The sequence below is a fragment of the Pseudomonas sp. o96-267 genome, from assembly GCF_003935465.1.
GTDB classification, from domain to species: Bacteria; Pseudomonadota; Gammaproteobacteria; order Pseudomonadales; family Pseudomonadaceae; genus Aquipseudomonas; species Aquipseudomonas sediminis.
Genome location: NZ_RHQP01000054.1, coordinates 5,920 through 19,933, shown reverse-complemented (window position 1 = coordinate 19,933; position 14,014 = coordinate 5,920). Strand labels below are relative to the sequence as shown.

General features: G+C 62.2%; 9 protein-coding genes. 2 read left to right on the top strand and 7 right to left on the bottom strand.

The window, feature by feature from the left end; translation table 11 throughout:
• Positions 1-158 precede the first annotated feature (158 nt).
• From EGJ86_RS23635 to leuC, 6 genes are all read right to left on the bottom strand, one after another.
• Positions 159-2,999, bottom strand: coding sequence for a FimV/HubP family polar landmark protein (locus tag EGJ86_RS23635; protein WP_125836839.1), 2,841 nt, complete (start codon positions 2,997-2,999; stop codon positions 159-161).
• 155 nt (positions 3,000-3,154) lie between these two features.
• Positions 3,155-4,165, bottom strand: coding sequence for an aspartate-semialdehyde dehydrogenase (locus EGJ86_RS23630; RefSeq protein ID WP_125836838.1), 1,011 nt, complete (start codon positions 4,163-4,165; stop codon positions 3,155-3,157).
• Between the two features lie 141 nt (positions 4,166-4,306).
• Positions 4,307-5,419, bottom strand: a complete 1,113-nt coding sequence (gene asd / locus EGJ86_RS23625; protein ID WP_106735212.1) for an aspartate-semialdehyde dehydrogenase — start codon at positions 5,417-5,419, stop codon at positions 4,307-4,309.
• A 56-nt stretch (positions 5,420-5,475) separates the two neighbouring features.
• Positions 5,476-6,558, bottom strand: a complete 1,083-nt coding sequence (leuB, locus tag EGJ86_RS23620) for a 3-isopropylmalate dehydrogenase (RefSeq protein ID WP_125836837.1) — start codon at positions 6,556-6,558, stop codon at positions 5,476-5,478.
• An 87-nt stretch (positions 6,559-6,645) separates the two neighbouring features.
• A complete protein-coding gene (leuD, locus tag EGJ86_RS23615) occupies positions 6,646-7,293 on the bottom strand; it encodes a 3-isopropylmalate dehydratase small subunit (protein ID WP_099525416.1) in 648 nt (215 codons plus the stop codon).
• 11 nt (positions 7,294-7,304) lie between these two features.
• Positions 7,305-8,732 (bottom strand): 3-isopropylmalate dehydratase large subunit, encoded by a 1,428-nt coding sequence (gene leuC / locus EGJ86_RS23610; RefSeq protein WP_125836836.1) that lies wholly within the window; start codon positions 8,730-8,732, stop codon positions 7,305-7,307.
• Between the two features lie 224 nt (positions 8,733-8,956).
• On the opposite strand from leuC, the gene EGJ86_RS23605 reads away from it, so the two are divergent.
• On the top strand, positions 8,957-9,838 hold the full coding sequence (locus EGJ86_RS23605; RefSeq protein ID WP_099525523.1) for a LysR family transcriptional regulator: 882 nt from the start codon (positions 8,957-8,959) through the stop codon (positions 9,836-9,838).
• 102 nt (positions 9,839-9,940) lie between these two features.
• On the top strand, positions 9,941-13,219 hold the full coding sequence (locus EGJ86_RS23600; protein WP_125836835.1) for an EAL domain-containing protein: 3,279 nt from the start codon (positions 9,941-9,943) through the stop codon (positions 13,217-13,219).
• A gap of 102 nt (positions 13,220-13,321) precedes the next feature.
• Here the strand turns inward: EGJ86_RS23600 and EGJ86_RS23595 are convergent, their stop codons facing one another.
• Complete coding sequence (locus tag EGJ86_RS23595; RefSeq protein ID WP_106735208.1) at positions 13,322-13,771, bottom strand: Hsp20 family protein; 450 nt, start codon at positions 13,769-13,771, stop codon at positions 13,322-13,324.
• Positions 13,772-14,014 lie beyond the last annotated feature (243 nt).

Sequence of the window (14,014 nt, the reverse complement as noted above, 5' to 3'; positions counted from 1 at the left end):
CCCCTCCCCGCGCGCTCCTCCCCGCCCTCCCTCGCCCCCGTCGTCCAACCAACCCACCCCGCCCGTCCCCCTGCCCCCGCCCCCATTCTCAAACCCCCACCCCCCCCCCCCCCCCCCCCCCCCCCCCCGCTACAGGTACTGCGTCAGACATGTATCAATCAAACCATCTTGGCAATCATCTCGCGAGCCTCTTGCTGCTGAGCATCGCTGCCTTCGGCAATTACTTCATCAAGAATGTCGCGCGCACCTTCGGTGTCGCCCATATCAATGTAAGCCCGAGCCAGATCCAGCTTGGTCGCGGTCTCATCGGTGCCGGACAGGAAGTCGAAGTCATCATCGCCATCCAGGTCACTGGACAGGCTACTAGCCGGCGCCAGCGGAGCTACTTGCGGCTCTTCGAAGTCAGTCGACAGCTGATCCAGCTCGGCGGTTACCTCGTCCAGCTGCGCGGCGAAGCTATCGGGAGCAACAGTCGGCTGAGCCAGCGTTTCGTCTTCGAGCGAGAGATCGAAGTCAGCCGGCAGATCAAGCTCACCAGATGACTTATCGTCAGCCAGATCGAGACTCAGATCGGACAGGTCGTCGGCCGGCTGGCTCAGCGGCGCATCGTCATCGAGGCTCAGCAGGAAATCGTCAGCTTCGTCGCTGGCTGCCGGAGCCGGCTCATCCAGATCCAGACTGAAGGCGGACAGATCGTCGGCCGGCTGGGACAGTTCGACCTTGTCATCATCCAGGGCCAGATCGAAGCTCAGATCGTCATCAGCAGAAGCCGGTGCGACGGGCTCATCGACCAGACCGAAGTCCAGATCATCGTCCAGCGACAACGGCGCTTGCTCAGCCTGGGCGGACTGAACATCACTCTCCAGATCAGCTTCCAGGTCGTCGAGGCTCAGGTCGAAAGCATCATCCAGATCGCCACCAGTGGCGGTAGGCGCCTCTGCAGCTGGCTCATCCAGGCTGAGGTCATCCAGGCTGAACTCGCTCATGTCGTCATCGGCGGAGGTAGCCGCGGCCACCGCACCAGCTCCTGCAAAGGCAGCGATCGCCGGATACTTGGACTTCAGCTGCTCGGCTTCTGCATTAACACCGCCGATCTCGCGCAGCTCGTTATCCTGACGGGCAAAGCCTTCACGGTCACCCAGCTCGGCGTAGACCTCCATCAGTTTCAGACGCAGATCAGCACGATGCGGCTCGTCGTTGATCGCGTTTTGCAGCAGCTCGGCCGCCTGGTTGAAGCGCCCGTATGCAATGTAGATATCTGCTTCACCCAGTGCGTCGCCGGTCTGCGCCGTCACGCGTTCCTCGCCAGCGGCTTGGGCTGCTTGGACAGGCTCGTCGTCGAGACCTGCGAAGCTGTCTTCAGGCATGTCCAGATCGGAGGCGAACGCCTGATCCTGGGACAGTTCGTCAGCCAGTTCATCTTGCAGCTCGGACTCTTTCTGAGCGTTGCGGCGCGACAGCGCCATGAGGCCAACCAACAGGAGCAGAAGCGCACCACCACCCGCCAGGCCCAACGTCATTGGGTTGGCCATCAGGTCATCAATGAAGCTCTGCGGGGCTGGGGCTGGGGCTGGGGCTGGAGCCGGTGCAGGCGCTGCAGGCTTGGCTGCTTCGACAGGCTTGGCTGGGGCGGCCGGTTCAACGGCAGCAGCCGGCTCAGTGGCCGGCTGTTCGGTCGCGGCGGCGCTGTCCTCGACAGGCGCAGCCGGTTCCTCGGAATAGTTGTAGTCAGGCGCCGCCTCCTCAGGCGGCGTAGTCGGCGGCGTTGCCGCTTCCGCAGCGGGCGGCGCGGCTTCAGGCGCCGCTGCCGGAGTTTCCACAGGCGGCTCTTGCACTGCATCAGGAGCAGGCGCTGCGGGCTCTGCCGAGAGTTCAGCCTGCAACTTGGCCAGTTGACTGTCCTTCAACTCCATCAAACGCTGCAGCTTGTCCAGCTGACTTTGCAGATCACCTACACGGCTCTGCAGTTCGGCGTTCTCACGACGGGTCGAATCAAGACTTTCCTGGGTCACTGCCAGTTTGTCGGCCAATGCCTTGCTACCCGCCGAACCCGTATCGCTACCGCGAGTGGACTGACCTGCTTCCGCAGCAACCAGCTTCAGGCTGTCGCTCGCCTCTGCAGTCGCAGGTGCGGCGCCAGCAGTGGTACGGCGAGTGGCATCCAGTTGACGCGAGGCCACAGCGCGACCCTCACGCCAGGCGGCATTCTGCTCGGCGACCTGGGCGACCGCTTCGGCATTGCTGCGACTGCGAATCTGCGGTTCGTCCGGCAGGCGCAGCACCTGGCCGCTCTTCATGCGGTTGATGTTACCGCCGATGAAGGCATCAGGGTTCAGATCCTGGATGGCCAGCATGGTCTGGTTGACCGAAGAGCCACCACCGACGCGCTGGGCGATTTCCCAGAGCGTATCGTTGGCAGTGGTTCTGTATTCGTTACCGGCAATGGCGCGCGACGCCGGCGCCGGTGCAGCAGGACGCGGGGCCGGAGCGGGTGCTGCACTGCGCGGTACAGAAGCGGAAGCAGGAGCCGCGGACGGGCGCGGTGCAGGCGCGGCGATGGGCAGTTGCGGCGCAGCAGCTACGGTAGTTTGCGGAGAGTAAAGCGGCGGATCGAGCAGCAGGGTGTACTCACGCAGCAACCGACCATTCGGCCAAAGCACTTCCACCAGGAAGTTGAGGTAGGGCTCACGCACCACCTTGCTCGAGGTGACGCGAATCACGCTCTTGCCGTTGGGCTTCAATACGGGAGTGAATTTGAGATCAGTCAGGAAGTACTGGCGGTCGACACCAGCCTTGACGAACTCTTCAGGGGACGCGAGATTCGGAATCACCTCGTTGGAGGCCAGATCGCGCACCTCCAGCAGTTCGATTTCCGCTACCAACGGCTGATTCAGCGAGGATTGCAGGGTAACTTCACCCAACCCCAGCGCATGCGCCATACCGGAAGACAGCGCGGAAGCGGCTGCGATTGCCAGCACCAGTTTGCGAACCCGAACCATAGCGTTATCCCTTGTTTTATCTTTTTTCTCGGCATGCGAGAGGGTCTTGAGAACTGCTGCCTGCCTCCGCTCTACGAGCGGCTCCCCATTCAGCAATCAACTCAGCCAGTATTGCCAAGCTAGAAAGATTCTTCAAATTTCTAGGTAAGTATCTTTTACAGATAGTGTTTTATCAATAACTCAGCTATCTGCACAGCATTTAGGGCGGCGCCTTTTCTTACATTATCAGACGCAATCCACAAATTGAGTTGCCGTGGATCGTCCACGCCACCACGGACGCGCCCCACATAGACCTGATCCTGCCCCACCGCATCGCCCACTGCCGTCGGGTAGTCGCCTGCTTCAACCAACTCGATGCCTTGCGCCACCTCTAGCGACTGCTGCACGGCATTGATATCGATATCCGAATCAGCATACACGCCCAGCGCGAGACTATCGCCAAAGAACACTGGCACCAAGGCGCAGGTCGCGGCCACCGGAAGCCCAGGCAGACTCAACAATTGCTGAATCTCGGCGGCCAGACGCTTCTCCAATTGAGCATGCCCCTGGTCATCCACTTCGCCGACCTGGGCCAGCAGGTTGAACGCGATCTGTCGATCCACCGTCTTGGGCTCCAGCGGGCGCGCGTTGAGCAGCTCAGCGGTCTGCCGCGCCAACTCCTGCACACCGCTACGCCCCAGGGTGGAGATCGACAGCATCGCAGTCACCTGCAACTGCTGCGGCTGCAGTACAGGCTTCAGCGCCGCCAGCACCAGCGCGCAGGCAACCGCAGAAGGCGTCGCTGCACTGACGCACCAAGGCCGGGTCAATACTGGCAGGCCCGCGGCGCCAAGTTCAGGTAATACGCATGGCGCTTGCGCAAGCGGCAAAGCGGCGCTCAGGTCTACGATCGAGCAACCGGCGGCAATCACGCGCTCATGATGACTGCGCGTCACTTCAGGTCCCGCGGCAAAGAACGCCAGTTGTACCTGGGCGAAATCGAAGGCATCGAGCGATCTGACCCGCACCTGCCGACCACGGAACGACAGACTCTGCCCAGCCGATTCACTGCTGGCCAGCAGATGCAGGTCCCTCACCGGGAACTCACGCTCTTCGAGCAATTCGACCAGCGCTTCGCCGACGTTGCTGGTGGCGCCGATCACGGCGATATTGATGGACTGACTCATGAGCTGACCTAAGACGCAGAGGGAGCGGCACTGTAACTGCGCCCCATCGCCCAGGCAATCGACTTGCTCAGCCCTGAAAAGACAAAGCCCCTCTGCCGAAACAGAAGGGCTTTGTTTGACTCCGGATGTCCCGCCCGACGCTTAGCGCTCCAGAAGGATCCGCAGCATGCGACGCAGCGGCTCAGCAGCGCCCCACAGCAACTGGTCACCCACAGTGAACGCGCCCAGGAACTGCGAGCCCATGTTGAGTTTACGCAGACGGCCGACCGGAACGCTCAGGGTGCCAGTCACGGCAGTCGGGCCGAGGTCACGGATGGAATCTTCGCGGTGGTTCGGCACCAGCTTGACCCAGGGATTGTGCTGGCTGATCAGGCCTTCGATGTCAGCCATCGGCACATCCTTGTTCAACTTGATGGTCAGCGCCTGGCTGTGGCAGCGCATGGCGCCGATGCGCACGCAAATGCCATCTACCGGGATCGGGTTCTTGAAGCGACCGAGAATCTTGTTGGTCTCGGCCTGAGCCTTCCACTCTTCACGGCTCTGCCCGTTCGGCAGTTCCTTGTCGATGTAGGGGATCAGGCTGCCAGCCAGCGGCACGCCGAAGTTGTCGACCGGGAAGCCTTCGCCACGCATGGCCTCGGCGACCTTGCGGTCGATGTCGAGAATGGCGCTGGCCGGATCAGCCAGATCATCGGCGACAGCGCCATTGATCGCGCCCATCTGCTTGATCAGCTCGCGCATGTTCTGCGCGCCAGCACCGGAGGCGGCCTGGTAGGTCATGGCGCTCATCCACTCCACCAGACCGGCTTCGTAGAGACCACCCAAGGCCATCAGCATCAGGCTGACGGTGCAGTTGCCGCCGATGTAGTTCTTGGTGCCAGCATCCAGCGCCTGGTCGATGACCTTGCGGTTGACCGGATCAAGCACGATCACCGACTCATCATCCATACGCAGGCTGGAGGCCGCGTCGATCCAGTAGCCCTGCCAGCCGGCTTCACGCAGCTTGGGGAAGACTTCACTGGTGTAGTCGCCGCCCTGGCAGGTCAGGATCACGTCCAGGCCCTTGAGGTCGTCAATGCTGTAGGCATCTTTCAGCGCGGCGATGTCCTTGCCAATGGCAGGGCCTTGGCCACCGACATTGGAGGTGGTGAAGAACACCGGCTCGATCAGGTCGAAGTCCCGCTCTTCCAGCATGCGCTGCATGAGCACGGAACCGACCATGCCACGCCAACCGATCAGACCTACACGTTTCATAACGACTACACCTATATAAACAGCCCGCCGGAACCACCCCGGCGGGGCTGGGAAGATTACAGACTACGCAGCGCTTCGACTACTGCATCACCCATCGCGGCGGTACCGACCTTGGTCTTGCCCTCGGACCAGATATCACCGGTACGCAGGCCCTGATCCAGCACCAGGCTCACCGCTTTCTCGATGGCATCGGCGGCAGTGACCTGGCCGAAGCTGTAACGCAGCATCATGGACACCGAGAGAATGGTGGCCAGCGGGTTGGCGATGCCCTTGCCGGCGATGTCCGGCGCGGAGCCATGGCACGGCTCGTACATGCCCTTGTTGTTGGCGTCCAAGGATGCCGACGGCAGCATGCCGATGGAACCAGTGAGCATCGAAGCTTCGTCAGACAAAATGTCACCAAACATGTTGTCGGTGACCATCACGTCGAATTGCTTGGGCGCACGCACCAGTTGCATGGCGGCGTTGTCGACGTACATGTGGCTCAGTTCGACGTCCGGATAGTCCTTGACCACTTCCTCGACCACGGCGCGCCACAGCTGGCTGGAGGCCAGGACGTTGGCCTTGTCCACCGAGCACAGTTTCTTGCCGCGCACGCGGGCCATGTCGAAACCGACCTTGGCGATACGACGGATTTCGCTCTCGCTGTACGGCAGCGTGTCATAAGCCATGCGCTCGCCGTTCTCAAGTACCTTGCTCTCGCGCGGTTGACCGAAGTAGATGCCACCGGTCAGCTCACGCACGATGAGAATATCCAGGCCGGCAACCACTTCCGGCTTGAGGCTGGAAGCCTCGGCCAGTTGCGGGTAGAGGATGGCCGGACGCAGATTGCCGAACAGGCCCAGTTGCGAACGGATCTTCAGCAGGCCGCGCTCCGGGCGAATGGCCGGATCGATGGTGTCCCACTTCGGCCCGCCTACGGCGCCGAGCAGCACGGCATCGGCAGCCTTGGCGCGCGCCAGGGTTTCGTCGGCCAGCGGCACGCCGTAACGGTCGATGGCGGCGCCGCCCAGGTCATCGAAGCTCAGCTCGAACCCCAGGGCGTACTTGTCGTTGGCCAGGTTCAATACCTTGACCGCCTCGGCCATGATTTCCGGGCCGATACCATCACCTGGGAGAACCAGAATCTGCTTGCTCATCGCATCCTCTTCGAACCGTAGGGTGCGCCGTGCGCACCACTTAAATAGTTTTAAATCAGGCGCGCACAGCGCACCCTATCGAACGCCTTACTTGATCGCGCCGAACAGCCAGGGGCTGCTCTGCTGATAACCGACCTCGAACGCCTTGATCGCTTCCTGATCCTGCAGAGTCAGACCGATGTCGTCCAGGCCATTGAGAAGGCAGTGCTTGCGGAAGGCGTCGACTTCGAAGCTGTACTGCACGCCATCGGGACGGGTCACGGTCTGCGCTTCGAGGTCGACGGTCAGTTGATACCCTTCGGTGGCCTCGGCCTGCTCGAACAGCGCATCGACCTCTTCATCCTTGAGGATGATCGGCAGCAGGCCGTTCTTGAAGCTGTTGTTGAAGAAGATGTCAGCGAAGCTCGGCGCGATCACGGTGCGGAAACCGTACTCGTCCAGCGCCCAGGGTGCGTGCTCACGCGAAGAGCCGCAGCCGAAGTTCTCGCGCGCCAGCAGCACACTGGCGCCCTGGTAACGCGGGAAGTTGAGCACGAAATCCTTGTTGACCGGGCGTTTGGAGTTGTCCTGATTCGGCTGACCGACATCCAGGTAACGCCACTCGTCGAACAGGTTGGGGCCGAAGCCGGTGCGCTTGATCGACTTCAAGAACTGCTTGGGAATGATCTGGTCGGTGTCGACGTTGGCGCGATCGAGCGGGCAGACCAGGCCGGTGTGTTGGGTGAAAGCTTTCATGTGCGGTCTCCTCAGGCCTGGATCAATTCACGAACGTCGATAAAGCGGCCGGTCACTGCGGCAGCGGCAGCCATGGCCGGGCTGACCAAGTGGGTACGACCACCAGCGCCCTGACGGCCTTCGAAGTTACGGTTGGAGGTGGAGGCACAATGCTCGCCGCTGCCCAGTTTGTCCGGGTTCATCGCCAGGCACATGGAGCAACCTGGTTCACGCCATTCGAAACCGGCTTCGATGAAGATCTTGTCCAGGCCTTCCGCCTCGGCTTGCGCCTTGACCAGACCGGAGCCCGGCACCACCAGCGCCTGTTTGACGGTGGCGGCGACCTTGCGGCCCTTGGCTACCTCTGCAGCGGCGCGCAGGTCTTCGATGCGCGAGTTGGTGCAGGAGCCGATGAATACGCGGTCCAGCTGGATATCGGTGATCGGCTGATTGGCAGCCAGGCCCATGTACTTCAGCGCACGGGTGATCGAATCCTTCTTCACCGGGTCGGCTTCGACGGCCGGGTCCGGCACGTTCTGGTCGACGGCCAGGACCATTTCCGGCGAAGTGCCCCAGCTGACCTGCGGCTTGATGTCTTCGGCTTTCAGCTCGATCACGGTATCGAACACCGCATCGGCGTCGGACACCAGGTTCTGCCACTGCGCCACGGCCTTGTCCCAGTCGCTGCCCTTGGGCGCGAACGGACGATCCTTGACGTAGGCAATGGTCTTCTCGTCCACCGCCACCAGGCCGACACGAGCACCGGCTTCGATGGACATGTTGCAGATGGTCATGCGTCCTTCCAGGGACAGATCACGGATCGCGCTACCGGCGAATTCCAGCGCATGGCCGTTACCGCCAGCGGTGCCGATCTTGCCGATCACGGCCAGGACGATGTCCTTGGCGGTGACGCCGAACGGCAATTTGCCTTCGACACACACCTGCATGTTCTTCATCTTCTTGGCCACCAGGCACTGGGTGGCGAGCACGTGCTCGACCTCCGAGGTGCCGATGCCGTGGGCCAGTGCACCGAAGGCGCCATGGGTGGAGGTGTGCGAGTCGCCGCAGACCACGGTCATGCCCGGCAAGGTAGCGCCCTGCTCCGGGCCGACCACGTGGACGATGCCCTGACGCACGTCGTTCATCTTGAATTCGAGGATGCCGAAGTCATCGCAGTTCTCGTCCAGGGTCCGTACCTGGATACGCGAGACCTCGTCGGCGATGGCTTCGAGGCCCCCCTGACGCTCAGCCTTGGTGGTCGGCACGTTGTGATCCGGCGTGGCGATGTTGGCGTCGATGCGCCATGGCTTGCGCCCGGCCAGGCGCAGGCCTTCGAAGGCCTGCGGCGAGGTCACTTCATGGAGGATGTGACGATCGATGTAGATCAACGAGGAACCGTCATCGCGACGTTTCACTTCGTGCATTTCCCAGAGCTTGTCGTAGAGCGTCTTGCCAGTCATCAGCCTTACCTCATCAGCGCCTTTTGAGCACATCCGTAAACTGCCTGCGTTATCACCGCCCGGCGTCAGAAGTGCACCTTTCTATGCCTGGGCAAAAATGGCCCTTCGGCTTATGGGGAGAATGCTATGGCCAGGCACGAAATAACTCAAATTCATATTTTTTATTCAAAGGATTCCGAAGAGGAATGTATGCTCAGGGCATCATTATTTACCCGGAGCGCCCCATGGATCTGGCCAACCTCAACGCCTTCATCGCCATCGCCGAGACGGGCAGTTTTTCCGAAGCCGGCGAGCGCCTGCACCTGACCCAACCCGCCGTGAGCAAACGCATCGCCGGCCTGGAACAACAGTTGGGCGTACGCCTGTTCGACCGCCTCGGCCGCGAGATTGGCCTGACCCAGGCCGGTCGCGCTCTGCTGCCGCGCGCCTACCAGATTCTCAACGTGCTGGACGATACCCGTCGCGCGCTGACCAACCTGTCCGGTGAAGTCAGCGGCCGTCTGACCCTGGCCACCAGCCACCACATCGGCCTGCACCGCCTGCCCGCCCTACTGCGCGCCTTCACCCGCGCCCACCCGCAGGTAGCGCTGGACATCCAGTTCCTCGATTCGGAAGTGGCGTATGAAGAAGTGCTGCATGGCCGCGCCGAACTGGCGGTGATCACCCTTGCCCCGGAAACCCGCGAACCGATCCGCGCCATCGCCGTGTGGGACGACCCATTGGATTTCGTCGCCGCACCGGAACATCCGCTGGCCCGCAGCCAAGTGATCAGCCTGGCCGACGTGGCGCAGCATCCGGCCGTCTTTCCTGGCGGCAACACCTTTACCCACCATATCGTGCAGCGCCTGTTCGAAGCCCAGGGTCTGACACCCAATATCGCCATGAGCACCAACTACCTGGAAACCATCAAGATGATGGTTTCCATCGGCCTGGCCTGGAGCGTGCTGCCGCGCACCATGCTCGACGAGCAGGTCGCGCGCCTGCCGATACCGGGCATCCAGTTGACCCGCCAGTTAGGCTACATCCTGCATACCGAGCGCACCCTATCGAATGCCGCACGGGCATTCATGGATCTGCTCGACAGCCAGCGGGATGATCTTGCATAGGCATCCGAACTGAGACTAACGTGGTGACATAACTACAAAAACATATCTACATGCCTTTAACGCCCGCCCCGCGCATCGCGCACTCCAGAGGAAGGTACGGCCATGGCCAGATCGACTGACCAGACCCCGCCCCTGCCACACATACCGGCGATGGACCCCGCCGAATTCGAGCAGACCTGGCAGGATGCGCCACGTTTGCTAGCCGCGCTGAACGGCGCCCATCTCGGCACCTGGTATTGGGACATTCGCAGTGGCCAGGTCAACTGGTCTCGCGGCGCTCAGGCCCTGTTTGGCCTCGACCCCAATCGCCCGGTAACGCGCGAGCTGCATTACATCGAACTGATCCCTGAAGAGGAGCGCGCCGAGGTCTTGGCGAAATTCAACGCCATCCTCAAAGGCGAGCAGATCGCCAATGCCTTGCGCCATCGTATCCGCTGGCCGGACGGCAGCCTGCACTGGCTGGAGATTACCGGCAGCCTGCAGTACGAGGCCGACGGCCGCCCGCGCATGTTCGGAGTGATCCGCGACATCAGCGCCCAGCAAGAGCGCGCCGAGGCCCTGCGTGCGTCCGAGGAGCGCTTCGCCAGCCTGTTCCGTCTGAGTCCCGACATCATGATGCTGGTGCGCTACGACGACAGCGCGATCATCGAGATCAACCAGCACTTCACCCAAGCCTTCGGCTGGACGGCCAGCGAAATTCTCGGCCGCCACACCCACGACCTGAACCTCTGGGTCCACGCCAGCCAGCGCGATCAGCTGCGCCAGCAGGCCCCGCAAAGCCGGGAACCGGTGATCCAGGAAGTCCAGCTGCGCACACGCAGCAGTGCGATTCTCGACGGTGTTCTATCGAGCCAGTACATCGAGTTGCAGGGCGAACGCCTGATGCTCTGCACCTTCCTCGATACCAGCGAACGCAAGCGCGCAGAAAATGCACTGCGCGCCAGCGAGGAAAAGTTCGCCAAGGCCTTCATGCACACCCCCGCCGCGGTGGCCATCACCGACCGGGCCAGCGGCCGCTTCATCGAGGTCAACCCGAGTTTCGAGCAGCAATTTGGTTGGCGCAGCGCCGAAGCCGTAGGCCACACCTCACTGGAGCTAGGCATATGGGCGGACCCCAGCGACCGTCAACGTATGCTCGACGCGGTACAAGCCGGGCGCCTGAACAACCTGGAGGTACGGCTGTTCAGCCGCGACGGTAGCGTCACCAGCAACTTGCTGTTCGGCGGCGAAATCGAGCTGAACGGCACCACTTGCCTGGTCCTCACCGTGCGCAACATCACCGAGCAACGCGCGCAGGAGCAGGCGCTCAGCGAAAGCAAGCAACGCTTGCGCCTGGCGCTGGACTCGGCCGACCTGGGCACCTGGGACTGGCACATTCCCAGCAGTCGACTGTTCGCCAGCGCCCGAGCATCGCAACTGCAGGGCCTGGAGTCACGACCGTTCGAAGGCGCCTTCCTCGACTTCTTCCGCCAGGTGCCGATGGAAGATCGACACCGCCTGCGCCAGAGTTACCAGCGCCTGGTCGAGGAGCGCCGCAGTCACTATCAGGTCACTTATCGCATACAGCTGGACAATGGCGGCCTGCGTTTTCTCGAAAGCACCGCCAAGCTGCAGCTCGACGATGCCGGTCAACCACAACGCATGGTCGGTACCTTGGTCGACATCAGCGAGCGGCTGCTGCGCGAGCAACGCCTGCAAGCCTCGGAAGAGAAGTTTGCCAAGGCCTTCCACTCCAGCCCGGACGCCATCACCATCACTGAACGTGATACCGGCCGCTATATCGAGATCAACGAAGGCTTTACCCGCATCACCGGTTACCTGGACTGGGAAGTGATCGGCCGCACGGTGCATGAGCTAAGCATCTGGGCCTACCCCGAAGAGCGCGTGCGCATGATCGAACACCTGACCCAGCACGGCCAGGTGCTGCATATGGAAATGCATGGCCGCCACCGCGACGGCGAATTACGCCTGGTCGACGTGTCCGTGCAACCCATCGAGCTCGATGGTGTACCCTGCCTGCTGCTCACCGCGCGCGACATCAGTGAACTGAAGCAGGCCCAGGCGCAGGTCCAGCACCTGGCCTATCACGATGCGCTGACCAACCTGCCCAACCGCGCCCTGCTGATGGATCGCCTCACTCAGCAGATCGCCCTGCTCAAGCGCCATGAACTGCGCGGCGCCCTGCTGTTCCTCGATCTCGACCACTTCAAGCACATCAACGACTCGCTCGGCCATCCCGTCGGGGACTCGGTACTGCGTCTGATCACCGCGCGTCTGGAAGCCAGCGTGCGTCTGGAGGATACCGTGGCACGCCTGGGCGGCGACGAATTCGTGGTCCTGCTTTCGGGTTTGGAGGGCAAACGCTCGGAGGTCACCCGCCACGTCCGCCAGGTCGCCGACAAGCTACGCCAGTTGCTCGCCGAGCCGATGCTGCTGGACGGCCACCGCCTGCAGGTCACGCCGAGCATTGGCGTCGCGCTGATTCCCGACCACGGCAATACCCCGGCGGACTTGCTCAAACGCGCCGATATCGCCCTGTACCGCGCCAAGGACTCTGGCCGCAATGCCATCCAGCTGTTTCGTACCACCATGCAGGATGCTGCCAGTGCTCGCCTGCGCCTGGAGAATGATCTGCGCCTGGCGCTGGCTCGCGGCGAATTCGAACTGCACTTCCAACCCCAGGTCGACGCCCGTGACGGTAAGGTAGTCGGCGCCGAAGCCCTGCTGCGCTGGCAGCATCCGCAACTGGGGCCGCAATCGCCGGCGCACTTCATCCAGGTACTGGAAGAAAGCGGCTTGATCGTCGAAGTCGGTGGCTGGGTGCTGGCCGAAGCCTGCCACTTTTGCTCGCAATTACTGGCTGGCGGCCTGGTCGATGGCGAGCGCTTCAGCCTCTGCGTCAACATCAGCCCCCGCCAGTTCCGCCAGCACGACTTCGTCGAGCGCGTAGCCAACTGCCTGCGCGACAGTCAGTTGCCCAACGCCATGCTCAAGCTGGAAATCACCGAAGGCATCGTCATTCAGAATATCGACGACACCGTCGGCAAGATGCTGCGCCTGAAGAAGCATGGCGTCAGTTTTGCCATGGATGACTTCGGCACTGGCTACAGCTCGCTGACCTACCTCAAGCGCCTGCCGGTGGACATGCTGAAAATCGATCAGTCGTTCGTACGTGATGCCACCAACGACCCCAACGATGCCGAGATCATCCGCGCCATCGTCGCCATGGCCCGCAGCCTGGGCCTGGCACTGATCGCCGAAGGCGTCGAACAGCAGGACCAGCTCGACTTCCTGCAAGCGCAAGGCTGCCACCTCTACCAGGGTTATCTGTTCAGCAAGCCGCTACCGCAGGAAGTCTTCTGCGAACTGCTGGGAAGGTAGCAGCCGTAACCTGGTAGCGCCCTCGGGGCGCACGGCACACCCTACCTGTCGCTTGAAACGAAGAAGGCGCCCCATGGGGCGCCTTCTTGATCAGCTAGCAGCTCAGTTTTCCAGCGCCGGACGCTGGCGGCCGATAGGAATGCGCTTGGCCTTGGCTTCTTCCGGCACGATACGCTCCAGCTCAACATGAAGCAGACCATTGACCAGGTTGGCGCCCTTGACCTCGATATGGTCAGCCAGGCGGAAGGACAGTTTGAAGGCACGCTGAGCGATACCCTGATGCAGGTAGCTGACGCTCTCGGCGCTGCGATCACGCTTGTTGCCAACCACGGTCAGCACGCCCCGCTCGACCTGCAACTCCAGGTCGTCATCCTCGAAGCCGGCAGCCGCGACCACGATGCGGTAGTGGTCTTCGCCGTGCTTCTCGACGTTGTAGGGCGGGTAAGAACTGCCGGCGTCATTGCTGCGCAGGGCAGATTCGAAAAGATCATTGAAACGGTCGAAACCGACGGACTGGCGGAACAGAGGGGCCAGGGACAGTACGTTGCTCATGAGTAATCTCCTGAAGATTTCAGCAAGTGTCATATCGCGGAACCCGACTTCGGCATCCCGCAGTCACTTATCTGAGGCCTGTCAGAGGAATTTCAAGGCATACCGTGGGAAGTGCTGTAGGAGCGGGGGGGGGGGGGGGGGAGGGGGGGGGGGGGGGGGGGCGCGCCCAAGGGGGTTTGTGGATCAAACGCCGGGGGCGCCCCACCCACCCCCAGTGAAATATGAACCCCGGGGCCCCCCGGC

What these genes read in the sequence shown, in the direction of transcription:
- EGJ86_RS23635 (WP_125836839.1), bottom strand. Translation starts at nt 2,999, where the DNA reads ATGGTTCGGGTTCGCAAACTGGTGCTGGCAATCGCAGCCGCTTCCGCG.
- EGJ86_RS23630 (WP_125836838.1), bottom strand. Translation starts at nt 4,165, where the DNA reads ATGAGTCAGTCCATCAATATCGCCGTGATCGGCGCCACCAGCAACGTC.
- asd (WP_106735212.1), bottom strand. Translation starts at nt 5,419, where the DNA reads ATGAAACGTGTAGGTCTGATCGGTTGGCGTGGCATGGTCGGTTCCGTG.
- leuB (WP_125836837.1), bottom strand. Translation starts at nt 6,558, where the DNA reads ATGAGCAAGCAGATTCTGGTTCTCCCAGGTGATGGTATCGGCCCGGAA.
- leuD (WP_099525416.1), bottom strand. Translation starts at nt 7,293, where the DNA reads ATGAAAGCTTTCACCCAACACACCGGCCTGGTCTGCCCGCTCGATCGC.
- leuC (WP_125836836.1), bottom strand. Translation starts at nt 8,732, where the DNA reads ATGACTGGCAAGACGCTCTACGACAAGCTCTGGGAAATGCACGAAGTG.
- EGJ86_RS23605 (WP_099525523.1), top strand. Translation starts at nt 8,957, where the DNA reads ATGGATCTGGCCAACCTCAACGCCTTCATCGCCATCGCCGAGACGGGC.
- EGJ86_RS23600 (WP_125836835.1), top strand. Translation starts at nt 9,941, where the DNA reads ATGGCCAGATCGACTGACCAGACCCCGCCCCTGCCACACATACCGGCG.
- EGJ86_RS23595 (WP_106735208.1), bottom strand. Translation starts at nt 13,771, where the DNA reads ATGAGCAACGTACTGTCCCTGGCCCCTCTGTTCCGCCAGTCCGTCGGT.